24 protein-coding genes and 2 pseudogenes are annotated in these 24321 nt (G+C 34.1%); 9 read left to right on the forward strand and 17 right to left on the reverse strand.

Features of this window, described 5'->3' with window-relative positions:
* Window positions 1-469 precede the first annotated feature (469 nt).
* The 3 genes and pseudogenes from asnS to AB4Y90_RS03530 all read right to left on the reverse strand — a co-directional run bounded on the left by asnS (window position 470) and on the right by AB4Y90_RS03530 (window position 3220).
* Complete coding sequence (gene asnS, locus AB4Y90_RS03520) at window positions 470-1918, reverse strand: asparagine--tRNA ligase (RefSeq protein WP_074232303.1); 1449 nt, start codon at window positions 1916-1918, stop codon at window positions 470-472.
* A gap of 124 nt (window positions 1919-2042) precedes the next feature.
* Window positions 2043-2643: pseudogene (locus AB4Y90_RS03525) on the reverse strand (CDP-alcohol phosphatidyltransferase family protein).
* 10 nt (window positions 2644-2653) lie between these two features.
* Complete coding sequence (locus AB4Y90_RS03530; protein WP_441556000.1) at window positions 2654-3220, reverse strand: hypothetical protein; 567 nt, start codon at window positions 3218-3220, stop codon at window positions 2654-2656.
* Between the two features lie 106 nt (window positions 3221-3326).
* On the opposite strand from AB4Y90_RS03530, the gene AB4Y90_RS03535 reads away from it, so the two are divergent.
* From AB4Y90_RS03535 to AB4Y90_RS03545, 3 genes and pseudogenes are all read left to right on the forward strand, one after another.
* A complete protein-coding gene (locus AB4Y90_RS03535; RefSeq protein ID WP_441556001.1) occupies window positions 3327-4259 on the forward strand; it encodes a helix-turn-helix domain-containing protein in 933 nt (310 codons plus the stop codon).
* Window positions 4260-4288: 29 nt separating this feature from the next.
* Window positions 4289-4522 carry a hypothetical protein gene (locus tag AB4Y90_RS03540; protein ID WP_441556003.1) on the forward strand — a complete coding sequence of 78 codons (234 nt, stop codon included), beginning with the start codon at window positions 4289-4291 and terminating at the stop codon, window positions 4520-4522.
* A pseudogene (locus AB4Y90_RS03545) lies at window positions 4512-4775 on the forward strand (type II toxin-antitoxin system RelE/ParE family toxin); the annotation flags it as partial. The gene AB4Y90_RS03540 and the pseudogene AB4Y90_RS03545, both read left to right, overlap by 11 nt.
* A 32-nt stretch (window positions 4776-4807) precedes the next feature.
* On the opposite strand, the gene rimM reads toward AB4Y90_RS03545, so the two are convergent.
* From rimM to AB4Y90_RS03565, 4 genes are all read right to left on the reverse strand, one after another.
* Window positions 4808-5350 (reverse strand): ribosome maturation factor RimM, encoded by a 543-nt coding sequence (gene rimM / locus AB4Y90_RS03550; protein WP_441556004.1) that lies wholly within the window; start codon window positions 5348-5350, stop codon window positions 4808-4810.
* A gap of 86 nt (window positions 5351-5436) precedes the next feature.
* On the reverse strand, window positions 5437-6000 hold the full coding sequence (locus tag AB4Y90_RS03555) for a 30S ribosomal protein S16 (RefSeq protein WP_441556005.1): 564 nt from the start codon (window positions 5998-6000) through the stop codon (window positions 5437-5439).
* A 277-nt stretch (window positions 6001-6277) separates the two neighbouring features.
* Complete coding sequence (locus tag AB4Y90_RS03560; protein WP_441556007.1) at window positions 6278-6790, reverse strand: nitroreductase family protein; 513 nt, start codon at window positions 6788-6790, stop codon at window positions 6278-6280.
* 219 nt (window positions 6791-7009) lie between these two features.
* Window positions 7010-7459 carry a hypothetical protein gene (locus tag AB4Y90_RS03565; RefSeq protein WP_441556010.1) on the reverse strand — a complete coding sequence of 150 codons (450 nt, stop codon included), beginning with the start codon at window positions 7457-7459 and terminating at the stop codon, window positions 7010-7012.
* 72 nt (window positions 7460-7531) lie between these two features.
* On the opposite strand from AB4Y90_RS03565, the gene AB4Y90_RS03570 reads away from it, so the two are divergent.
* On the forward strand, window positions 7532-7891 hold the full coding sequence (locus AB4Y90_RS03570; RefSeq protein ID WP_441556011.1) for a DUF805 domain-containing protein: 360 nt from the start codon (window positions 7532-7534) through the stop codon (window positions 7889-7891).
* Between the two features lie 126 nt (window positions 7892-8017).
* Here the strand turns inward: AB4Y90_RS03570 and AB4Y90_RS03575 are convergent, their stop codons facing one another.
* Both AB4Y90_RS03575 and AB4Y90_RS03580 read right to left on the reverse strand, forming a co-directional pair.
* Window positions 8018-8551, reverse strand: coding sequence for an SRPBCC family protein (locus AB4Y90_RS03575; RefSeq protein WP_441556013.1), 534 nt, complete (start codon window positions 8549-8551; stop codon window positions 8018-8020).
* A gap of 18 nt (window positions 8552-8569) precedes the next feature.
* Window positions 8570-8920 carry a nuclear transport factor 2 family protein gene (locus AB4Y90_RS03580; protein WP_441556014.1) on the reverse strand — a complete coding sequence of 117 codons (351 nt, stop codon included), beginning with the start codon at window positions 8918-8920 and terminating at the stop codon, window positions 8570-8572.
* Between the two features lie 182 nt (window positions 8921-9102).
* Here AB4Y90_RS03580 and AB4Y90_RS03585 point away from each other — a divergent pair, with 182 nt between their 5' ends.
* The 5 genes from AB4Y90_RS03585 to AB4Y90_RS03605 all read left to right on the forward strand — a co-directional run bounded on the left by AB4Y90_RS03585 (window position 9103) and on the right by AB4Y90_RS03605 (window position 14113).
* A complete protein-coding gene (locus AB4Y90_RS03585; RefSeq protein ID WP_441556016.1) occupies window positions 9103-11196 on the forward strand; it encodes a M3 family metallopeptidase in 2094 nt (697 codons plus the stop codon).
* A gap of 10 nt (window positions 11197-11206) precedes the next feature.
* Window positions 11207-12232: a PIN domain-containing protein gene (locus tag AB4Y90_RS03590; protein ID WP_441556017.1), complete on the forward strand. Its 1026-nt coding sequence runs from the start codon at window positions 11207-11209 to the stop codon at window positions 12230-12232.
* Window positions 12233-12322: 90 nt separating this feature from the next.
* A complete protein-coding gene (locus AB4Y90_RS03595; RefSeq protein ID WP_441556018.1) occupies window positions 12323-12997 on the forward strand; it encodes a DUF4919 domain-containing protein in 675 nt (224 codons plus the stop codon).
* A 22-nt stretch (window positions 12998-13019) separates the two neighbouring features.
* Window positions 13020-13616 carry a hypothetical protein gene (locus AB4Y90_RS03600; protein ID WP_441556019.1) on the forward strand — a complete coding sequence of 199 codons (597 nt, stop codon included), beginning with the start codon at window positions 13020-13022 and terminating at the stop codon, window positions 13614-13616.
* Between the two features lie 119 nt (window positions 13617-13735).
* Window positions 13736-14113: a PEGA domain-containing protein gene (locus AB4Y90_RS03605; RefSeq protein WP_441556020.1), complete on the forward strand. Its 378-nt coding sequence runs from the start codon at window positions 13736-13738 to the stop codon at window positions 14111-14113.
* A 324-nt stretch (window positions 14114-14437) separates the two neighbouring features.
* Here the strand turns inward: AB4Y90_RS03605 and AB4Y90_RS03610 are convergent, their stop codons facing one another.
* The 8 genes from AB4Y90_RS03610 to AB4Y90_RS03645 all read right to left on the reverse strand — a co-directional run.
* Entirely contained in the window at window positions 14438-16573 is a 2136-nt protein-coding gene (locus tag AB4Y90_RS03610) for a type VI secretion system Vgr family protein (protein WP_441556021.1), read from the reverse strand.
* A gap of 121 nt (window positions 16574-16694) precedes the next feature.
* Window positions 16695-17612: an ankyrin repeat domain-containing protein gene (locus AB4Y90_RS03615; RefSeq protein WP_441556022.1), complete on the reverse strand. Its 918-nt coding sequence runs from the start codon at window positions 17610-17612 to the stop codon at window positions 16695-16697.
* Between the two features lie 3 nt (window positions 17613-17615).
* Entirely contained in the window at window positions 17616-18896 is a 1281-nt protein-coding gene (locus AB4Y90_RS03620; RefSeq protein WP_441556024.1) for a PAAR-like protein, read from the reverse strand.
* A gap of 5 nt (window positions 18897-18901) precedes the next feature.
* Window positions 18902-19753, reverse strand: coding sequence for a hypothetical protein (locus tag AB4Y90_RS03625; protein WP_441556026.1), 852 nt, complete (start codon window positions 19751-19753; stop codon window positions 18902-18904).
* Between the two features lie 111 nt (window positions 19754-19864).
* Window positions 19865-20269, reverse strand: coding sequence for a type VI secretion system tube protein TssD (gene tssD, locus AB4Y90_RS03630; RefSeq protein WP_441556028.1), 405 nt, complete (start codon window positions 20267-20269; stop codon window positions 19865-19867).
* Window positions 20270-20535: 266 nt separating this feature from the next.
* A complete protein-coding gene (locus tag AB4Y90_RS03635) occupies window positions 20536-20871 on the reverse strand; it encodes a hypothetical protein (RefSeq protein ID WP_441556029.1) in 336 nt (111 codons plus the stop codon).
* 9 nt (window positions 20872-20880) lie between these two features.
* The gene (locus AB4Y90_RS03640; protein ID WP_441556031.1) at window positions 20881-22380 is read right to left on the reverse strand and encodes a hypothetical protein; all 1500 of its coding nucleotides are present in this window, start codon (window positions 22378-22380) and stop codon (window positions 20881-20883) included.
* 2 nt (window positions 22381-22382) lie between these two features.
* The coding region (locus tag AB4Y90_RS03645) for a type VI secretion system Vgr family protein (RefSeq protein WP_441556032.1) at window positions 22383-24321 on the reverse strand (1939 nt) is incomplete at its 5' end.

The raw sequence follows: 24321 nt of genomic DNA on the forward strand, positions 1-24321 counted from the left end.
TTTTGAAAGAGACTGTGAGTGTGTTTTGAGATTTTTGAGGAATTGAGTTTTTGAGGAATGAGGATATTGAGTGTTTTGAGTGTCGCTCCTATGGAGCTTTTATTATTGCTTAAAACATTTATTTGCTACAAAGGGGGCGCTCCGGAGGAGCTTTGATGACGTATTTTTATATATTCTAATAATTGATCGCCATTCTGAGGCTTTTCGAGATCTTTATTTTATATTATATATCAAATTATGAAATGAGCAATTTCTGAAATAGCCCGGATTGAACGGCATGTCTGAGCTCTTTTTGCTCATAGTGAAAAGCAGGGCGCAAAAAAGCGAGTAGTGAAAGCCGGAATAGCTCCTGGAAAAAGTATGAGAGTTCGAGAATGAGAGAGTTGGAGAGTTTTGGAAGGACTTATATTGTATATCAAAAAAAATATCTCTGAAAATTTCAGAGATATTCTTATATACTAATGTTGAATTAAAATTCTGCGTTTTTCGGCGTTCTCGGGAAAGGAATCACGTCGCGGATATTGGTCATTCCTGTTACGAAAAGAACAAGCCTTTCCAATCCTAAACCAAAACCGGCATGTGGAACTGATCCGAATCTTCTGGTATCCAAATACCACCAAAGCTCATGCTCGTCAACATGCATCTCTGCCATTTTCGTTTTCAGAACATCTAATCTTGCTTCTCTTTCAGATCCACCAATGATTTCTCCGATTCCAGGGAAAAGTACATCCATTGCAGCAACGGTTTTGTTATCGTCATTCAGTTTCATGTAGAATGCTTTGATTTCTTTTGGATAATCAAATAAAACTACAGGACACTCAAAATGTTTTTCTACCAAGAATCTTTCGTGCTCAGATTGAAGATCTGCACCCCATTCTTCGATCGGGTAAGCAAATTTTCCTTTTTTATTTTCTTTTGAGTTTAATAAAATCTCAATAGCTTCAGTATAAGAAACCCTTTTGAAACGTTTAGCAATCACATTTTCCAGCTTTTCGATCAAACCTTCTTTTGCTCTTTCTTTTTCAGGCTTAGATTTTTGCTCTTCAGCGAAACGCTTGTCTAAGAAATCTAAATCGTCTTTACAGTTGTCTAAAACATATTGAATGACATATTTCAGAAAATCTTCAGCCAAATCGATGTTGTCTTCAAGGTTGTTGAAGGCAACTTCCGGCTCAATCATCCAGAATTCGGCTAAATGACGGGTTGTATTTGAGTTTTCTGCACGGAAAGTTGGTCCGAAAGTATAAATTCTTCCTAATCCCATTGCTGCAGTTTCTCCTTCAAGCTGTCCGGAAACCGTTAAGTTTGTCTTTTTTCCGAAGAAATCCTGAGCGAAATCGATATCGCCTTGTTCGTCTCTTGGAATATTATTTAAATCAAAGTTGGTTACGCCAAACATTTCGCCCGCTCCTTCCGCGTCTGCACCGGTAACAATCGGAGTGTTGATGTAAAAGAACTGATTTTGGTTAAAAAATGAGTGAATTGCAAAACTTACTGCATGACGTACTCTGAAAACTGCACCAAATAAATTGGTTCTGAATCTTAAATGCGCCTGTTCTCTTAAAACCTCTAAAGAATGTTTTTTTGGCTGTAAAATCGTTTTGTCTCTTTCTTCTGTAAAGTTATCACCTAAAATGATAATCTTTTTAGCGATAATTTCCACAGCTTGGCCAGCTCCTTGGCTTTCTATAACTTCTCCTACAACTTTAAGAGAAGATGCTGTACTTATTTTACTGATTAATTCTTGATCGAAATTTTCAAAATCAACTACAATTTGCAAATTATTAATCGTAGAACCATCATTTAGCGCAATAAAGCGATTTGCACGGAATGTTCTTACCCAACCGTAAACTGTAATGTCATGATGTAATACTTTCTTGTAGCCCTCAAGGACTTCTTTAATCGTCTGCTTTTTCATTTGTTGATTGATAAATTTTTGTATAAAAAATTAATGTCTGCAAATTTACAAAAAACGGCGCAACTTTTAATGATTCCGCTGTTTTGATTTAAAAATGATTATTTGCTGCAGTTTTTCTCTTATTTTAATTAAAAAAAGTAGTTTTTTTTCTTTGTTTTCCCTGCCTGATTTGCCATGCATGATAAAAACTGGGGACATCGTAGTGCCATTTTGGAAGAATTAAAAATGATTAGGATCACATCAATATGTGAAATAATTCCTAAAATTATGGTGAGATGAAATGCCCAATCTGCCTGTTGAAATCCTATTAAATAAGTGAAAGCAATCAGTAAACTCAATCCCCACATCTTTGATAAAAAAGCGTGAGTACACGTTTCTTTGCCGAATTTTATCAAGCTGATAATATAGCAAAGTGCTTCCATAATGAAAATTAAAGCAATACTTTCCCAATGGTTTTTTATTATTTCGGTATTAAGGAAATAAGTTGCCAATCCTAACGAGAGCCAAAATACCAAATCTACCTGACTGTCTAATCTTCTTAGTTTTTCTGATGAAACTTCTGCTTTTCTTGCGATGATTCCGTCAAAAATATCGGTCAACAATCCGATAAACATTAAAGTTAAAATTACAAATCTTGATTCTTCGCCTTTTAAGTAAACCAAAAAGAAAATAATCGGTGCAAAAAGAAAACGGATTGCTATTAATATATAAGGTATATTTTTCATGATTAAAAATTTAATTAATTCTTTCAAATTTTTCAGCATAATTAATCGTGTAACCTGCCCACATAAAAAACATAAATGCTCCGTTGTTATCATAATAATTCTGAACCAAAAGATTATTATCCGCCGTAAGTCCTATCCTTGACTGGAAGTTTTCGCAACCGCCAAATAAATAAGGTATTCCGTGGCATTTTGAATTGTAATTATCAACGATCAGCAAACCTTTTTTCAATTTCACTTTATATTTAAAAGTATAAGTTACAGAGTCTTTTTTAAAAAGAGTAAACCTCAATTCACTTTGCTTTTCATTAATAGGGTTAGACTTGATTTCCAAAATATCTGAATCTGCAATTTTTGGATTTTGAAGTTTAAACATTCCATTAAAGCCGCGCGTTTTGTCTGTTTTGGTTCGAGCGGAATTTATTCCTTCATAGCTTTCAATTTTATATTTGCCGTCAATTGATGAAATTTTATTCTTTGAAATTACCGAAAGATCATTTTTAATCATTTTTCGATCAAAACTTACACATGAACTTAGAGCTAAAAGAATAGTTGCGAAGATTAATATTAAATTTTTCATTGTAAATTGTTTTAAATTAATACTCAAAACTAATTACAAAAGAACTTCACACGAATGCGAAAAAAAATTAAAATAAATTTCTACATTTGTGAAAATCACAAAAACTATGAATCAGGAAATATTACTGAAGCAGATAAGAAAGAAAATAGGCGACAAATCTCTGAATGATGAGATTGCCAATATTCTCGACATCAGTTATGATGCGGCTCACAGAAGAACTTCGATGAAAGCAAAATTCAGTTTTGAAGAAGCTCTGGAACTTGCAAAATACTATCAGATTTCTCTTGATCAGTTTTTRGGTACGGAAAATCAGTTGGTCGTTAAAAGAACAAGACCTGTAAAAACACAGGAAGACCTGCTGCATTTTTTTGAAAGTTCATTAAAAATTCTGGACGTTTTTAAGAGCATTAATCAGTCTAAAGTATTTTATTCTGCGAAAGATATTCCGTTTTTTTATACGATTTCCGATACTATTCTTTCCCGTTTTAAATTTTACGTCTGGATGAATTTGCTCAACGAAGATAAATTTTTGTGTTCGTTTGAAGATTTTGATCTGCCTTATCATTCGCCAAAAAATGAAATGCTCAAAGATCTGTACGAAAGTCAGAATGTAACAGAAGTCTGGAATGACACTACAATTATGAGCATTTTGATGCAGGTTAATTTTTATTCAGAAATGGGACTTTTGAAATATAAAGATATTGTATTGATTTTGGATGAAGTAAGAAAAGTTTTAGAAAATATTGAACATAAAATTCAGCACAATCCGGATTTTAATTTTTACGTAAACGATTTAGTCATCTTAAGCAACAATATTTTATTTAAAAATGAATATCAATCTTCTTTTTTCATTCCCTTTAATATGTTCGGTTACATGATGACGAATGATGAAAATACCTGTAATGATACTCTGATTTATTTTGAGCATGAGATAAAAAATTCGAAATCGCTCAATACTTCAGGAAACAGGGAGCGCAAAATGTTTTTTAATAAAATGTATGCTCAGATTGACAGCCTGCTGGAAAAGCTTAAAATATAATGATTAACTTTGATTAAAAATCATTACAAATGTCAACTTTAGAACAATCGATATATTTAGAAATAACCGAAAAACTGAAAGATGCTCCGCAAGAAATTCTTGAAAGAGTTCTTGGTTATGTGGATGGAATTTTAGAAAAAAACAGATTTCAACTGACGGATGAGCAAAAGAAAAGTCTGACAGAAATAAAAAACAGACCTTATTCTAAGCATAAAGAAGCCAATTCTTTTTTAAATGATTTGGACGAAAAATATGGAATTTAAAATTTTCATATCCAAAGAAGCTCAATCAGATTTAGAAAATGCTTTTCTTTATTATCAAGAAAATGTAAATAAGAAAGTAGCCACTGAATTTTTAAAAGATTTTCGGAAAACTCTCACAACCATCCGACAAAGTCCATATTTTAAAATCTGGTATGATGATTTTCGGGGTAAATTGCTGAAGAAATATCCATTCATCATATTTTATCTCGTAGATGGTAAAGAAAATATCATTGTAATTTCGAGAATTTTCCATACTTCTCAAAATCCCGAAAATATCCTTAATGTCTATTCATCCTTCTTAGAAGGAACCAAAAACACATCGATCAAACCTTCCGGAAGCTGCATTTTAATAAATCTTTCCTCGCGGTTTACTTCAAGAATCCAGTCTTTAATCAGCGGAATTACCACTTCTTTTCCTTCTAAATTGGTTACAAAATAATTTTGCGCAGTCTGATCATTTACCGACCTTACGATACCGCAACTATTATCCTGCTCGTCAAAAATTTCATATCCGATAACCTCGTGGTAATAAAACTGTTTTCCTGAAAGTTTGGGAAGGCTCGCTAAAGGCAGATAAACATTTTTACCTAAAGACTGGTCTACCAAAGCTTCATTAGAATTTTTAAAAGCAATATTCAGAGCATCAAGTTTGCTCCAAGAAGATTTTTCGATAAAAAAAGGCACCAGCAAACCGTTGATTTCCACAAAAATAGAATCCAGTTTTTTATAAAGTTCAGGCTGGTCTGTATCAAGTTTAAGGATTACATTTCCGGCAAGACCGTGTCTGCGTGTAATTTTTCCCAAAAAATAACAATCTTCTTTTTTCATAATAGCAATTAAAATTTTAAAAAATCTTTTTTAAACAACAAAGACACGAAAAAATCGTGCCTTTGCTTTGTATTTTCTTAAAAGAATTAAGCCTGAGTTTCTTCAGTTCCTTCTGCTTCAGCAGTTGGCTCTTCAGTAGTTTCAGCAACTTCTTCAGCAGGTGCGTTTGCAGCCTCTTCAGCAGCTTTAGCATCAGCTTCAGCTTGTGCAGCAGCAGCTACTCTGGCTTCGTTTACTTTAGTTTCAGCATCGAAAGCAGCTTTCTTAGCATCAGCTTTAGCAGTAGCCAATCCTTCTACTTTACCTTGAACTTTAGCATCTTTAGCTTCCAACCAAGCGTTGAATCTCTTCTCAGCTTCAGCCTCATCAAAAGCACCTTTAGCAACACCACCTTGTAAGTGTTTTTTGTAAAGAGCACCTTTGTAAGAAAGAATAGCTCTTGCCGTATCAGTTGGCTGAGCTCCGTTGTTTAACCACTTTACAGCAGCATCAACGTTCAAATCAATTGTAGCAGGGTTAGTAATTGGGTTGTAAGTTCCAATTTTTTCGATGAATCTACCATCTCTTCTCGCTCTAGAATCTGCAACCACGATGTGGAAAAAAGGTCTACCTTTAGATCCGTGTCTTTGTAATCTGATTTTTACTGACATAAAATTAAAATTTGTGGGATCACGTCCCGGTTAAATATTTAAGAGTGCAAAGATAGCAAAATATTTCAATTCTGAAAAATTTTGTTGGGTGATGGAAGCTGGATGTCGGAAGTTTTTCTACTGCCTGATTTTTTCAGGAGCCGGGAACCTGCTTTCCGCTGTATCTTTTGCTTCGCAAAAGGATGCCGCTGCAATCAGGGCTATGAAATTTGTCTGTAATTCACAATTTGTCCCTATCATCAAAATTGGTAAATTGCTACACTATTAAATTGTTACATTAATCAACATTTCCCATATAAAATAAACCAAGACACTTCTGGTATTCTTCAATCGTTAAAGAATCTTTCAGGTGATCGACAATTTTTGGTGAGCTCCAGTAACAGCCAATATTATTTGCGGTACAGGTAAGATACATATTTTGTACAGCCATAGAAACTGCAGCAATCTCTTCCCATTCCGGAACCATTCCGCTGAAATTTACAACAATAGAAACCACAACATCAGCTTTATTGATCTTAAAACCAATATCGTTGTATTTTTTTTCTAAAAAAACTTGCGGAGCGGTAACAGATTTGTAAATCTCCTGCATTTCTACAGCCAGATTTGCCTTTTCTTCGCCTTTAAAAATTTTGAAACGCCAAGGTTTTGTACGCTTATGATTGGGAGCCAGTGTTGCTGAATGAAGGATCTCATTAATAACATCCTGTGTAATTTTAGTATCAGAATAATCTTTCGGAAAGATGCTTCTTCTCTGTTCTATGATTTCTTTTAAAACTTCTGCTTTATTCATGAAAACAAAATTAAGTAAAAAGTTGATGGTTGATAGTTGTCAGTTGATAGTTTTTTAAAATTTAGATTTTCAAGTTTATCGAAACTGACTTGTCATTTTTAATCAACTAATAATATTTTTAAGATTCTTCATTACGCCCCGCTCCATTCAAAATGATAATGCCGTTTAATTGAAAAATTCCTAATTCCTAATTCCTAATTCCTAATTCCTAATTCCTAATTACAAAATCGCCTCAATCTTCTGATGAATCTTATTTAAAGTAAACTCTTCGCCGGCTTTCATGCCCATAATTTTCTGAGCCATCGGACTTTCGGGGGAAATTGCATAGAAACGGTCACCTTCAAAGAAAAACTCACCCAGAGAAACCGAAATATAAAAACGGGCTTTATTGGTAATGACCAGCGAACCCAATTTGGCATGTTCAGAATCAGAATTGAGAACTTTCTTCATCTGTTGCTGCATGGTTTTCAGGTTGGCCATCTGTTTATCTAAATGGTAAATCTCATCTTGCATTTCTTCACGAATAGAATCGTATTTTGAAGTTTTTTTTACTTCGCGGCTTGCTTCCAAAGTAAAATTTAAATAAAACTCTAAAGTTTTTACTTTTCCCGAGATCATGTCTCTTACAAACATCCGCAAATCATTTTTATTGTAAACCGCCTTCTGCATATATCGTAATCTTTAGTTAAAGATAATCTTTTTTAAAAATAAATGATACTTTTACCCTTCAAAAATAAAACCATGTTTCAAAACGTATTTTCTACTGCCGGCAGAATCAGAAGGACAGAATTTGCCCTATCTATTTTAATACATGTAGCTGTTGTCTTTTTTACCTTTTTTTTATTTGCTGTCACCAAGATTGATTTTTTTATCGTCATTGCAGTGGTTGCTTGGTTTGCAGGAATAATTTTCAGAGTTATTCAGGGAGCAAAAAGATGTCACGATATAGGATTGAGCGGCTGGTTTCAGTTTATTCCGTTTTTTATGTTTGTATTGATTTTTGCAGACAGCAATCGTGGAACAAACCGGTACGGAGACAATCCTAAAGGCATCGGAAATTACAATACGATCGATGAAATCGGCAGAAAAAATTATTATTAATAAAAACGGCTTTCAAATTCAAAGCCTTGTCAAGGTTTAAAACCTTAACAAGGCTCATATTTTAAAACAAAAAAACTGCTTTCAAAATATGAAAACAGCTTATTAGAAATGGATTGTATTTAAAAATTATTTTTCAACCAAAGCTTTCAGATTATTAAGTCCTTCTTCGTAAGATTTCCCCATTTGGTAATCCATCATCGGTCTCATTATTTTCATCCAGGTTTCCTGTTCGGTATCCATACTCCAAGTAACTTTTGTAGAATTTCCTTCGGAAGTTAAAACAATATCAGAAATTGCCTGTCCTTCAAAAGGTCTTTTGAAAAGCATTTCTGTTTTTTGCTTTTCGTTTGGAATCATTTCTTTAATTTCCTGACATCCTGCTCCTGCATCATCATTCTTGCTGTCCCAGCAATACTTATCTCCTACTTCGCCTGAAGTTCCACTGTAATTAATTGTCATGTTTTTGTCTAATTTCATCCAAGGATTCCATTCGTTAAAAGATTTCATGGAAGCGATTTGCTGCCACACTTTTTCTTTGGGCGCATTCATCACCATCGATTTTTCGTAATGGTAATTTTTACCGAAAGCAAGTACTGCAACGATTGCATACACAACAATCAGGAGGAGAATTCCACCAATAATTTTTAAAAATGTTCTCATAGTCTATATATATTAAAGTTATTTTTTCTGCATTAAATAAGAAACCAGCTTTTTTATCAGTCCGTTTTCCATTTCAAAAACATCGCAAAAATCGGCATTCAGAATGTCTCCGTTTTTAAAACTGGCAACCACATTTCCTTCGGCAATTACCACATTATCTTCTTCCGTCATTCTGAAAACTGTGATGTTGGGTTTTCCGGTAAAGTTTTCGTTCTCTATTTCTTTGTCAAACGCTTCTTTTCCGTGATGAAGATAAACTCCGGGCATTTCCCAGATCACATTTTCGGTAAGGCAGCTCAAAATCTTTTCGTGGTCTGTTTCCTGAAAAGAATCCATGTATTTTTGTATGGTCTTTTTATTTTGTGACATCGTTTATTTTTATTTAAATCTAAAATCAAAATTAAACATTTCACCAAAACAGCATCTTTTCCTATGACAAGAATCTTCATCATTCAGCATTTTTGTCACAAATCGTAAGCAGGGCATCGTTTTTGTGCACCCAAACACAATTCGATTCAAATAATTAAATTTACATTAATTAAAAATACATCATGAATATTTTAACAGAAAAATTCAGCACACCATATCATTCTGCACCATTTAACCAGATAAAAAACGAAGATTATCTTCCTGCTTTCAAAGAATTAATTGAAAAATCTGAAGAAGAAATTGATGCAATTGTCAATAACGCAGAAGAACCAACTTTTGAAAATACCATTGAAGCATTGGCTTTTTCGGGTGAACAGCTTGATGTGGCTTCCAATATATTTTTTAATTTAAATTCTGYCGAAACAAGTGACGAATTACAAAAAATTGCACAGGAAGTTTTACCAATTTTAACGGAATATTCTTCTAAAATTTCTCAGAACGAAGCTCTTTTTAATAAAATTAAAAAAGTTTATGACGAAAAAGAAAAATACAACCTGAATGAAGAACAGCAAATGCTTTTGAATGAAACATACAAAGGTTTTGTAAGAAGCGGAGCTTTATTAAACGAAGAAAACAAAGAAAAATTAAAGAAAATCAATATGGATTTATCTTTAAAATCTCTTCAGTTCGGGCAAAATGTATTGGCTTCAACCAATAATTATTTTAAACACATTACCAATAATGAAGATTTAGCCGGAATTCCTGATGCGATTTTAGAACAATATGCCGAAGAAGCTAAGGAAAGAAATCTGGAAGGCTGGGTCGTGACGTTGCAATATCCAAGCTATATTCCGTTGATGACGTATGCTGAAAACCGTGAACTAAGAAAGGAAATCGCTTTAGCAAACGGTAAAAAATCTTTTGACGGCGGAGAATTTGATAATCAGAATTTAATAAAAGAACTTCTTAATTTAAAACAGCAAAAAGCCGAGCTTCTAGGCTATAAAAATTACGCAGATTACGTTTTGGAGGAAAGAATGGCAAAATCTCCAACGAAAGTAATCGACTTTTTGAATGAACTTTTAACCAAAGCAAAACCTTACGCAGAAAAAGAAATCGAAGAATTAAAATCTTTGGCAAAAGCAGACGGAATCGATGAAATGCAGGGTTACGATCACGCTTTTTATGCCGAAAAACTTCGCAAGGCAAAATATGATCTGAATGACGAAGAATTAAAACCTTATTTTCCTTTAGAGCAGGTTCAGGATGCCGTTTTCAGATTATCTAAACAACTTTTCGGGCTTACTTTTGAAGGAAGAAACGATATTCCGAAGTACCATGAAGATGTGAAAGTTTATGAAGTTTTTGAGAATCAAGAATCAAGAGCTAAGAATCAAGAACCAAGAACAGAGAATCAAGAGCCAACAACCATCAACCAACAACCATCAACCAACTACAAAGCTCTGCTTTACGTAGATTATTTCCCAAGAAAAGGGAAAAGAGCGGGAGCCTGGATGACGAGTTATAAAAATCAGTACAAAAAAGACGGTGAAAATTCTCGTCCGCATATTTCGATTGTCTGTAATTTCAGCAAGCCGACGAAAGACACACCGAGTTTACTGACGTTTCAGGAAGTGACGACTTTGTTCCACGAGTTTGGTCATGCACTACACGGAATGTTGGCGAATACGCAATATCCGAATCTCTCGGGAACTTCTGTGAAATGGGATTTTGTGGAATTACCTTCTCAGTTTTTGGAAAATTTCTGCTACGAACCGGAATTTTTGAAAACTTTTGCTAAGCATTACAAAACAGGTGAAATTCTTCCTGACGAAAAAATAGAAAAAATAGAGCAGTCGAAAAACTTTATGGAAGGTTATCAGACTTTAAGACAAATCGGTTTTGGATTGTTGGATATGAATTACCATACCAAAGTTGGAGAGTTGGGGCGTTTGAGTGTGAAAGAGTTTGAGGATCAATATACAAAAGCGACTCAGCTTTATCCTGCAAATCCAAAAACAGCGATGAGTCCGAGTTTTTCGCATATTTTCCAGGGTGGATATTCTGCAGGATATTATTCTTACAAATGGGCAGAAGTTTTGGATGCCGATGCTTTTCAGTATTTTAAAGAAAACGGAATTTTCAATCCTGAAATTGCCGCAAAATATAAAGTTCTTCTTTCTTCCGGCGGTACAAAAGATCCGATGGAATTGTATAAAAACTTCAGAGGAAGTGAGCCGAAAGTGGAGAGTTTACTGAAGAGGGCGTTTGGATAAGATCTAAATTATGAATATTATTCTTGATACCAATATTTTCAGAGCAGATTTTTTTTTAAAGTCAAAAGACTTTGAAGTTTTGTTTGATTACACTGAAAAAACACATTCTAACATAATTCTATTAGACATTGTTTTGCAAGAGATTGAAAAATTATATGATGAGGAACTAAAAGAAAAATATGAGGCTTTCAAAAAAGTAAATTTTGATTTAAAAAAGTTATTATCTGAACAAAATTTAGAATTAATTGAGATAGATTTTGAAAAGCAAAAGAAAATTTTCAAAGAAAACCTTTTAGAAAAATGTCAAATTTCAGATTACAATGAAGTTTTTAAATTAGATGATTCAGTTTTTGCCAATATAGTAAAAAGAGCAATTTATAAAGAAAAGCCCTTTAAAAACAATGGTACAGGCTTTAAAGATGCTATTTTGTGGGAGTCAATTATCAAGTACCTCCAACATAATCAATATCAAGATATTATATTCATAAGTAATAATGTAAAAGATTTTGCGGATGAAAATAACAAAAACAAACTACACCCATTTCTTGTAGATGAAATTAAACATCTTAATCCTAAAATTTACTATTATAGCAGTGTTAAAGATTTTATTGAGAAACATTCTAACTCTATTAATTCAATAAATTCCAAATGGCTTGTTACAAATATTGATGAAAAATTATATTTTGAAAAAATAAGAGAAGCAATTGAAGTTTTTGATACAAAAAAAATTAACGATTGGTTTGAAATTCAAAATCCAAATTTAAAAACAACAGGTAAAATAAAACTAGACAGGGTATTTTTTGGAAAATCAGAAAACTTCTATGTTTACGAAATGTCTAGTAAAGAATTAATTATAAATTTTAATCAAGATATTGAAGTAGAATTAGAAATAGGATTTAATAAAAAAAATTATTACAATTCATTTACTGAAGGCTTAGTAGAGCTAAACTATATAAAACTTAATTTATCAGTTATTTTAGAAAAAAACAATAACGATATTAACATTGCAGAAATTTATTTTGACATAATTGAATAAAGATTAAAATGAATATTAAATTATGTGAAAATTGTTGAAAGAGTAAAAAATATATATATATTATAGACTATTCTTGTAATAAAAAAACTCATGTTGAAATATATCTTGCTTGTTTCTTTATTTTTAATCTCAAATTTCATTTTCTCTCAAAAAAAGGAATATGAAGCTCCTGATTATAAGCTTATCCAGAAAAATATTGAAAATAAAGATTCGGAATTTTATTATTCGAAACTGATGGATAAACTTAAAGCAAACGATACGCTTATTACCAATGAGCAATACAGGCATTTGTATTTTGGCTATACTTTTCAGAAAGATTATCATCCGTATAAAATATCGGAAAATGATAAAAAACTTCTCCCATATTTTCAAAGTAAGGATCTAAAAAAATCAGATTACGCAGAAATTATAAAAATATCAAATGCTTCACTGAAAGARTTTCCTCTCAATATGCGGGTGATGAATTTTCTTGGCTACATTTATCATCTGGACGGAAATGAAGCGATGGCAAAAAAAGTTTCTCATAATTTTTATGGCTTATTCGGTGCTATTTTCAGTTCAGGAGACGGAAGAGATTGTAAAACCGGGTTTCATGTAATTGCAGTGAGTCACGAATATGTTGTGATGAATATGTTGCAGTTAGAGATCGATTCTCAAAGTTTGGTAGGCGATTGTGATTATATAAGTTTAGCAAAAGACAAATATAAATTACCCGGAGTTTATTTTAACATTACCAAACTCAAGGAAAAAGGGTTTGATTTTTAAAATTAAATGAAAAAAAATCACAATGATAAAAAAACTATTTCATCTTGTCCTTATATTATTCTTCTTCAATATTTATTCTCAAAATATAGAGACTGAACTTTTCGTAAATGAAAATCAGATTAATGAATCATTTAAAGCAGATTCAAGGATTGAAAAGCTTTTTAAGCGGAACAATAAAGATTCGGTTTTGGTAATTGCTGAGGTTAAAAATGATTCGGTATTTTCTATTTATCTGAAAAACAACAATCTAAAAGATTTACAACTTATTCCTCAGGATAATAAATTGCGTGTCATTCAGGAAGCTCTGACTCCCGATAAAAAATGGAAGCCGATAGAATTTTGGATAAATTCTGATTGCGGCGTATCTTATCTAAAAAAAATTAACTTGAAGCATGGAGAAATTATCAGTTTAAATTCAAAAAAATATAACGGAAACTTTAAAACCAAAATCAGGTTTAAGCTACAGATCAATAAAAAAAATTATTATTCAAATTCTGTTACAGCATCAATCAACCAATCAAAATTTGAAAAATCTGTTTGGTACAAACGATTTATAGAGATGTATTATCCCGATAAAAGTGAAATAGAAGTTGAGAAAATATTGTTCTTAGACAAGTAATTTAATTCTTAATGAGGTGATTATTTTTTTATTCAAATTAAAAAATATATTTTCGCACCCGGAATTGCAGAACTCATATCTGCAGTTTTTAGAAAAAAACAATATATAATTTAATCAAAATGAAAAAAAAATTATCACTTGTCTTAGGATTAAGCATTGTGCTTTCTACAACATCTTGCGCAACTATTTTTACAGGAACCAAAGATTCCATCACATTTACCTCAACACCTGAAGGCGCAAAAGTAATTCATAAAGGTAAAGAAAAATGTATCACACCTTGTACTGCAGAAATCCCGAGAGGATTGGGAAAACAAATGGTGATGTTTGAAAAGGAAGGTTTCCAGACCAAAGAAATGAAGCTTACCAAAACTTTTAATCCGGTAACATTAGTTAACATTCTTCTTGGTGGTGCAATCGGAATCGGCATTGATGCTGCAACCGGATCACTTACAAAATACAGTCCTAAAAGCTATACCGCTGATCTGGAAGCTAAATAAATCTTCACAATAAAAAAATCAGAATTACAATTTTTAATTCTGATTTTTTGTTTTTAAACTCTTATAGAAATTATATTTTTATATTCTTAGAGTCTGTTTAAAAATTAATAAATATGAATTTCATAATTGGTTTTTCGCAAAGGCGCAAAATTGCTTAGCTATAATACGCTTTAAGGCGCAAGGATTTTATCTTCGATAAAATTGATCATCAGCATTATAAAAGAAAATCTTTGATTTTCTCCTTGCGTCTTAAAAACAGAAAACTTTTATCAAATCTTGCGTCTTTGCATTTTTCCAATAATTTTAAACAAACTCTTAAAAGCTTTAATTAATATCCACCTCTTTTCCTGTAACATAAGTATTCCCTGTTGCATTGATCGATGTATCAGACTGGCTATGTAAACTCAGATTATTTTGTGTGACAAGCAATGCGTTATCTTTAGAATTCATATCAAGCATTCCATTTCCTACTGATATCGTAATTGAATCTTTTTTAATGGTGATTTTATTTTCACCTACTTTAAGCTCGATCTGCGTTTTTCCTTCCAAAGAAATGTTCCCACCGCTGTCCATGGTAAAAACGCTCTGATCTTTACCTACATTAATTATGGTTTTTGAGGCAACATTTGTTGTGTGATTATTTCCGATATCTTCATTATTATCGTTACTTACAAAAGTGGTAACATCACCGCTTCCGCTTAAAGTAACATGATTTCCGTTTCTGTCTTTAATTTCAATACCGGCGCCGTCATTCAGGCAAATAATGTTTCCGCTTTTACTGGATAAACTTTTTACATTGTTTCCGGCTCCGCCACCGCCGCCAATTCCGCCATGAAACATCCCGCCCATTACAAACGGCCGGTCAGGATGCTGATGAACGAAATTTACAACCACCTGATCACCAACCTCAGGAATCGCCATGAATCCACGGTTTTTACTTACTTTATCGCTACTTCCTCCATCCGGAGTCATCACTCTTATAAATTCTGAAGTATCCTGACCGCTTTGCCAGTCAAACTGAACCTTCACCCTGCCTTGATTAAGTGGATCTGCGTTTGCCGTCACTTTTGCAAACTGAGCTTCTGCTCTCGGACTTTCAAAATCAGGACGGGGAATATAACCGCTGTCTGCTGCAATTGCCTCAAAATTTCCGGTATAATAACCTCTTGCATCTACTTCATGCGTTACCTCAACCATCATTAACTTTGTAAAATAAGACGTCTCATTAGTATCTTGTTTTCTCATCTCAACATCTGCGGTACAACCAGGATATAAGAACGGAACCGTAGTTTCTCCCGAAGTAATAAATACCTGTGAAGCTTTGCTTCCTGCCGTTCCTTTTTGAGAGGCATCAATATCCATAAAAGATGCGGCTTTAATTGGTGCAACTCTTAAAGACGGGGTTGTAAAAGTTTTTTCAGAAATTTCGTAGGCACGTTTGGCAATATCAGAAGTATGGTTTATTTTGGAAGTTCCGGTGGTGAGCTTTTCATTTTTACTGCTGTTGTATCCGTAAAATGATGGGTTCACATGTTGTGCTTTCATTTTTATTTTTACTTCGTTTACGTTGCTTCCGTAAATGAGTTTTACAGGTTGCTCTGCCGGTGGAAGTTTACCGAAATGGAGCACTTCCCCGTCGTAGAAAAACTGTTCGCCATACGCTTCTGCAATTCTGGCTAAATAATTATAATGGGTTTCTTCGTATTGTGAGCTGTAAGAAACATTTCCGTATTGGGCATCTACTCTGAAATCGAATTTATTTCCGCCAAGACCTTCTTTAATAACCTGATCTGCAATACTGTTGAGACTAATCGATTGCGCTCCTCCGAAGCTCTGAATATGCGGAGCGGCATCTAAAAGTATGGTAGGGCTGAAACCATTCAGCACAATATTTCCCAAGCTTCCTTTTTCCTGGCTGAAGCCTACTTCTGTAACGACTCCTACAAAATTTCTTTCCGGACCATCGATCACGTCTTTATATTTAAAAATGACCGTAATTCTTTTACCTAAAAAATTCTGAGCTTCTTCCAGATTATGATTTTCTGCAGAGCCTAAAGTATCATGAGCAAGAGTAATGCTGAACTCATGATGTTTTATGGCACTTTGATTTAATTTAAAATGCTTAAAATGCTTTATTTCTTTGCCTTCAATAATTAGATCAAGCTTTACTACTCTGTTGATTCCTAAAAGCTGGCTTGCTGGAATTGCTAATGCATTATGAATTTTTGAGGTAGGCTGATTTGCCCAAACCTTATCTTTTACTACAGCAGGATTATTAGTCTGAGTTTTCTGATTCATAAACATTCCAGAAGAATCCTGAACCGACCCATTGACTGGCTGACTTATATTTTCATTGATTTTATCAGCTATTTCTGTTGAAACTTCTTCTTTTAGATTTTGTGCTGCACCAGACTTTATTTCATCCGAAAGCTGAGGTTTTATCGTATTGTCCTGAAACATAATATTTTTCTTTAATTTGTGAATTTGGCTTTTACATTTATTCTATCTCATTCGAGATGACAAAATTTTCATATTATTTACTTTGAAAATTTTTATTTTTTAAACTTTTGAGCGGCTTTATTTATTGTGACAGAAGTTTCTGATCTTCCTTATATCTGTTTTCGCCGTAATTTTTATTAAAGTTTATAGATATTTTGTCTTTTTCGCTCAGCTTTTCGTACAAATCCATTCTCAGCTTAGCTTCAGCCTTTAGATCGTCTTTCACAGGAAATGTAATATGATATTTCTCCTGAAGCATTTGGTAGACTTTCGATAGATTTTCGTCATAAACAGCCGCTTTGGGATTTTTATATTCTGCTGTTTTTTTTTTTTCATACTCAATATATTTTGCCATTGGAGAAAGCTCGGTTCCTTTTATTTTAGGATTTCCTCCTTTTTCTAAAAGATATAATGCAATACGGAATTGAGATAAATTACGTGCTGATTCTTCCATAATATTGTGTCCCAAATAGGAGGTATGATTAATATCTGCACCGTTTTCCAACAAAAAATCGATCATTTTTTTCTCGGTTTGCTCATTTCCCAAAGACATTGCAGCACATAAAGGACTGTTCCCAACAGCAGGATTCGGATTGGCTTTATATTTAAATAAAAGTTTTGCCATTTCATAATTATTGGTTCCGACAGCATGTGATAAAGGGGTCATATATCGACGGGGAATAATAATATTAGGATCTGCTCCATTTTTAAGGAGAATTTCCATTGCAGGAAGATTTTCTACAATAGAAGCATACATCAATAAAGTATAACCATAACCTTTTGCTTCACTCAACTGGTTGATCGTTTTCGGATTTTCTTTTAAAATATTTTCCAGGCCGGAATTATCTTCATCAAAAATTTTCTGTGCAGCCTGTAATTGCTCTCCTTCAAATAATTTTTGAGGAGGATATTGCTCTTTATTTTGAGTTTTTCGGGATCTTGTATCCTGACAGGAAAATAAGGTCATGGTAAAAAATATTAAAAAAATTATTTTTTTCATAATTTATGAATTTACTGCAATTACATTGGTATTAATGGTTGCAATCATAGCTTCCACAGCATCTGCATATGCACTGTGACCGCTTCCGAATGTTTTCAGATTCATTCCTTCATTATCCGGAATGTATCCGAAAATTTCGTTTTGCTCGCCTAATGCTCTCGGAACACCTCCTGTAAGACCTCCGAAAAGCGCAATATTATTCAGAACAGGAATTCTTGAAATTCCAAGCGTGGATAAAAGACCTTCCCTGTTATTCTGAAGTGCATTGAGAATATCGTTACTTGTACTGTAATTAATGATATTAGAAGTAGAACCCACTGCATTGTTTTCATCTAAAAAATCTAACGTATTCTGATGTACTCCTCTTGTGTTGAAAGCATATCCCGGTAATCCGGTGTAATAAGATGCCATTGCGCTGTTTCCTCCACCCAAAGAATGACCTGTGAAAGAAACATTTCCGCCGGTAGCTTCATTCATTTTGTTCGCCAGACGCATTGTTTTTTGTATCTGCGGAGTATGAAATCCTAAAGCTTGTCCTCCATCTTCTATAAACCAGTCATGATAAAACTGCATGCCTTTGGGTTCTGATCCTCTGAAAGCTACAAAATACTTTCCTGTTTTTTCATTATAATATAAAGAAGCAAAAAAACCGTCGGTTTCGTTGGTGTCAAAATCTTCAGTTGTAAATTTAATATCATCTGATATTTTATCAAGTTCTTCCTGACTATCAGTATTTATTCTTGTATAATCGCCAATCTGTACAGTATTATTATTTTCATCCTCATTCTTTTCTTCAGGATTTTCATTATAAGAATCCTGCGCCATTGCAGCAGCAGCGCTCAATTCATCAAGCTGAGGTGCTGAAGGAAGATGAAACTTGACGGTTCCGCCCAGAAAGCAACTTAATGTAGAGTTTTGAAGAAGCGGTTTTTTACCTTCAACTTTTACTTTTGGGTGCGTATTCGTCCAGTCGCTTCCTTTTGTAAGAAATGAGCAGATATTGAGACAATCGTCGATAAGCGCGCTTCCAGCCCAAGCTGCAGCGGCAAAAACAAAAATACTTCCTGCTCCCAATGCAGCGGCAATTCCGACTCCGGCAATGGCTCCGGCAACCATCATTTGCGGACATATAAAATTGTCTTTGAAACGATCGTCTTCGGTAGCCATCAGTTTTGAGCCATTTTTAAGATAAACACTCGACTGGGAACTGACTCCTATCCCGATCAGCCGTCTTCCGCTGGTACACATGAGCGGAGTTTCTTGTGCGATATATAGTTGACTCATATTTTTTATGTTATTAATTGAATATGATATCTGCAGACATAGAGCATTTTTTCGTTCAGCTTTTCTTTTACATGAAATACAATTTCAGATAAAACGGAATCCGGATTATAAATATATTCGCCTTCCATCATCAAATCGTATTCTAAAGGAATGTTTAAAGTTTTCTGATAATTTCGAGCATAAATTTCTTCAAAATCTCCGGTATGACTTTTAAGGTTTCCCTTAATGTTCATCTGGAATTTATCTTTATTTTCAACAAATTGATAATGGGTATCGTAGATTATTTTTTCTCCCGGAAAAAGGGTTGAAAGAAATTGCCTTTCTTTAAATTCTCCTTCTTTTGAAAAGCTTGCTCCGGTATTCGGAAACGGATAAAAAATGATTTGATAAAGAAGGTTTGCTTTAATATTATCATCAATTCTCTGAAATTCTTTATCGTAAATATGGATGATCTCGTTGTAAGAGTCTTTTACCAATTGCAGAAAACGAAGCTCTTTTCGTTTTATTTCTTCCCATTTTTCAAGAATTTCTGCTTCATTTTCAATCTTCTCGATCGTTTTATCTTCATCAAGGAGTAAAGCCAGATTTCCGGTGGCCCTGTTTACCTGATCCAGAATCTCGTAGAAAGGCTTCATCTGAGCATCAAAGCGGATATATTTTTTGTCTGAAATAAGAATTTCGATATGCTTGTATTCTCCCGGAATAATTTCCCATATCTCTTCTGTTTCTGTTTCGTTTGCTTTTCCGTTGCCTAAAGTAAGATATGACTTTACGTTTACAGAATATTTTCCGTTTCTGTACCAGGCATATTTAAATGAATTTAATTCTTGAATTTCGTTTACTTCACTTTGATTCATAACCGGAAAGTTTTAGAAATTAAGGATTGTTTTAGAACAAAAATGGCAGTATATCGAAAAATGTGTATGGATAGTTTTATTCATACACATTTATCTTTCTTAAGCGGGAAATTATGCTCCCGGCCAAACTCCTTCGTAAGCAGCTGTACCGTAATTGATTTTTTCTGCGCTTACTATAAAACTGATCAGCATTGAGTTTGTGTCTATTGCATCAAAATCTACTTCGTGCTGAATAACGTATCCGTTTTCCCAGTTAAGGGTAATCAAAGTACCTTCTTCGTGAGATTTGTTGAAAGTGATCTCACCGGTTGTCGGCTTATACTTACCATTAAGCAAGCTTTCAAGAATTTCAGATTTTTCTGTTGCTTCGATCGTCAATTTAATGATTGCATTGGAAGGATCAGAAGCTACGCGTCCTGAAACATCCGTAGATCGCGATACGCTGTAGTTAAGCTTTAGTAATTTTTGTCCTTCGCTTCCGTTGAATTTTAAGATTCCTCTTGAATTGTCTGCCATGTTTTGTAAATTTTGAACAATTAATATTTTGTGATTTGGTTGACTCAAAGATAGAACCATTGATTTCTTTTAGGGCTATAAATCTGATAAATCTCAGTTTTTGTAGTAATACTACGATTTGATGTCGTAATTCTACGACTTTAGATGAAAACAAGAAAAAACTCCTTCGCACAAAGGAGTTCAATGTATTATTTCCTAAAATTTTCACATTGATATGATTAATTTTAAGATGTTTTACAATAAAAATTATCTACAATCAGGATTTATTATTTAAGATCCACAAACAAAGTATCTTTTTTGCCTTCAAGGAATGAATAGCCAATTCGTTCTCCATGTTGAGTCCACACTGTTTTTATTGTATCTATAGGATTGTTTTTATAAAGGACTATGAGATCACTTATTCTTTCAGAATCTTTTTTAATTTTAAAAAATCCTTTACTATCAGTTTCAGAACAATTTGTTGTACCAAGTTCGCAAATTTTTACATTGGTGAGAGGTTTCTTTTCTTTGGTATAAATATAACCTTCATAAAATTTAGGCCGATCTTTACAGCCACTGAAAGATGAGGTTATTAGAATGATATTTAAAAGAAAGATTTTCATTACTAATTATTATTTAATTTTAATTTTTGTTAACCAAATCAAGCCCAATACATCTTTTTCTGCTGCCACCATTCTTCTTCTTTCTGAAATCGGAATGTAATTATTATAATAAGGCATAATATCTATTTCACCTGTTACAGGGTAATTTGTAGAAGTGCTGCTATTGCTTTGAGTGACAACATTCACACTACCTTTGTGACCATAAGAATAATTTGTACCACCATATGATTTGAGAATTTCATGCCCTACTTCATGCGCAGAAGTTTCTTTAAAACTTACATCTTCATTAGATTCTGATTCATAGTTCCATCCGTTAGAATATTTTATGTATCCAACATTATAACATACCGCTTCCCGCGAAACCAAATTCCCAACCCAGGAAATCGGGTTTAAAGTTGCTGAACCCGGATTTCCGGAACGCATCCAGTTACCGTTGGTATTGTAAACCAGGCTTATATCATCCATTGCATTGTCCTCTGTATTTATTGCGTTTGTAAATACTTCATACGATTCGCCTACAATTTTAACATCTTTGGCGGCTACGTGGTTTTTATTTCTTCCCCAGTGGTAATTAAGTCCGTCGATGGCGAGCTTTTCTAAATCGGCAAAACTTCTTGTTCTGGTTTTAATAGGAGGTTTTCCGGCAATGAGTGAAGTTGCTGGTATTTTATCCCAAGGACATCTTTCTTCCCAATGCGTTTCATCTCTTGCACCTGTCATGTAGGAGCTGCATTCCAATCCTTCTGCTCCGCCGTCTTTTAAATTTATTCTTAAGGTAGTATCAATCTTTTTGTTATTCTTATCAATTTTTACGTCTGCCCAATCTACTTCTGAATATTTTGTAGAAAACTCTACCTCTTTAGATTTTTCTTTGCCGTTTTTGCTTGCGGTGATTACGGCTTTCAGTTTTTTATTATTAAATTTTGAACTGTCATAAATATTTTCATTATCAAAACCATCCCAAAAAATAACATACGAACCAATTTTGGTATAATCTGAAGGCGGAGTATTGTACGGATTGAAAACAGTTTTCCAATCCCAGACTCTAATCGGAGCAGAAAAATCATATTCCGGCTTTTTATCTTTAATATCTTGCGAAAGCTTGGGAAGCCTTCTTGCTGTAACGACAATTTCCGGTAAATTGGTAATGGCAAATAATGTACTGCCGTCTTCATTTAAAATTTTAAATTCTAAAGAATCGATATTGCTCAGTAATAATGAATAATTAAAAGCAAAATTGGCGTTCTCATAATTTCCTTCAAAATCCAGTATTCCAAAAGGAACTACCGTAGAATACATTTTATCTTTGTTCAGCGAAAATGAAATTTCAAAATCTTCGTTTACATTGCTTCCAATTCTTTCAAAACTTCCGTAGGTAACTCCGTTATCATAACCTTTCTCCTGAACCAGACCGCCGGCTGAAGAAAATACGTTTCCCTCTGCAGAAATATTGTAATTACCTCCAACCGTTTTGATATATTTTCCTTTTACAATTCGGGTTCTARACATGGCTAATGGTTTTTGCTTACTTCGCCGCTGTTGTTTTTCACCTCAGATTGTGCATTTTTTGTAATACTTTTTTCTGAAGTAAACTGAATATCTTCATGTGATAATTCATTTCTTTCTTTCTTGGTTTCACTATGTACATCACCTTCAATCATCTCCGTTAATTTTCCTGTGATAAACATACTGGTATCGCCGACTACAGAAGTCATTTTCATTGCTCCCACACTTTGGGTGGCATTCAATCCTATACTTTGGGTTCTGTTCATTCCTATCGTATCAGACTGATCCATTCCTACATTCGTTGTCATATTTTCAGACACATTAATAAACATATTCTTGCAGTTCAATGTCATTGTTTCTGGAGCTGTGATATTGATGTTACTTCCCGTTGTATCTAAGTGAATTTCATTGCCGCTTTTATCGGTAATTATAATACTTTCATCTTCTGTGAAAACCACTTTATGTCCGCTTCGCGTCATAATTGATTTCACACGGTTATCTGCAAAACCGCCTAAAGCTGTTCCCCCATGAAACATTCCGCCCATTACAAAAGGTCTGTCGGGATGGTTGTGCACAAAATTTACCATCACCTGGTCGCCAACTTCAGGTATTGCTACATAACCTCGGTTTTGGGTAATCTGATCGGTTCCTCCTGCATCAGGACTCATCATTCTTATGAAATGCGTCGTGTCATTCGTTTGCCAGTCAAATCTTACCTGAACCCTTCCCTGTCCTTCAGGATCGGTGTTGGAAATGACTGTTGCAATCTGCGGTTGTGCAATTGGAACTGTAAATTCCGGTTTTGGTAAAAAGCCCGTATCGGATGCAATTCCTGCAAAACTTCCCGTGTAATGACCGATCGTATCAATCTCATGCGTTGTTTCGGTGATCATGATTCTTGTGAAATACGAGGTTTCATTCGTATCAGGTTTACGCATTTCAATATCTACGCTGCATCCCGGATGTAAAAATGGAACCGTTGTAGAGCCTGAAAGATTGAATACATTCACCGCCTCACTTCCTGATGCGCTTTTTTGGGAATATTCTACATCTAAATGCGTTGTTGCTTTAATCGGGGCAACCTGTAATGATGGGGTTTTATAAATTGTATCGTTGTGCTGATAAGCTGTTTTTGCCAGTTCTCCCACATGCTGAATCGGGGTGGAACCTGATTTTAAAACTTCATTTTTATTGCTGTTGTAACCGTAGAATTGCGGTTTTGTATGAACTGCTTTTAATTCTACTTTAATATCGTTGGCGCTGCTTCCGTAGGTTAATTTAATAGGCTTATTTTGTGGCGGAAGTTTCCCGAAATGAAGAACTTCGCCGTCATAATAAAACTGTTCGCCATATGCTTCTGCCATTCTAGCCAGATAATTGTAATGCGTTTCATCATACTGGCTGCTGTAAATGATCTGGGAATAATCATTCGTATCGATCCTGATATCGAAACGGCTTTTATCTAACCCCTGTTTGATAACTTCTTCCGCAATGATTCCCATATTCACCGCCTGGTTTCCGCCAAAACTCTGAGTATGAGGTGCTCCATCCAGTAAAATAGTCGGACTGTAACCCGATAAAACGATATTTCCAAGGCTCATTTTTTCCTGACTGAAACCAACTCCGGTGATAACGCCTACAAAAGTGCGTTCCGGACTGTTTTCGATGTCTTTATAAGAAATTACGGCCGTTAATCTTTTACCTAAAAATTTGTTGGCTTCTTCCAAAGTATGGGTTTGGCGGTCACCCAAAGTATCGTGCGCTAAAGTCAGCGTAAACTCATGATGCTTCTGCGAGCTCTGCGTGAGCCTGAAATGCTTGTAATATTTGATCACCTTACCTTCAATGACCAAAGATAATTTTACCAATCGGTTGATCCCGGTATGATGATTCTCTGAAATCCCTGCCGCATTCTGAGACGGTCGGAAAACGGAACCTCCGGTT

Origin of the sequence: Chryseobacterium sp. 2TAF14, assembly GCF_052115105.1 — a bacterium.
Taxonomy (GTDB): Bacteria; Bacteroidota; Bacteroidia; order Flavobacteriales; family Weeksellaceae; genus Chryseobacterium.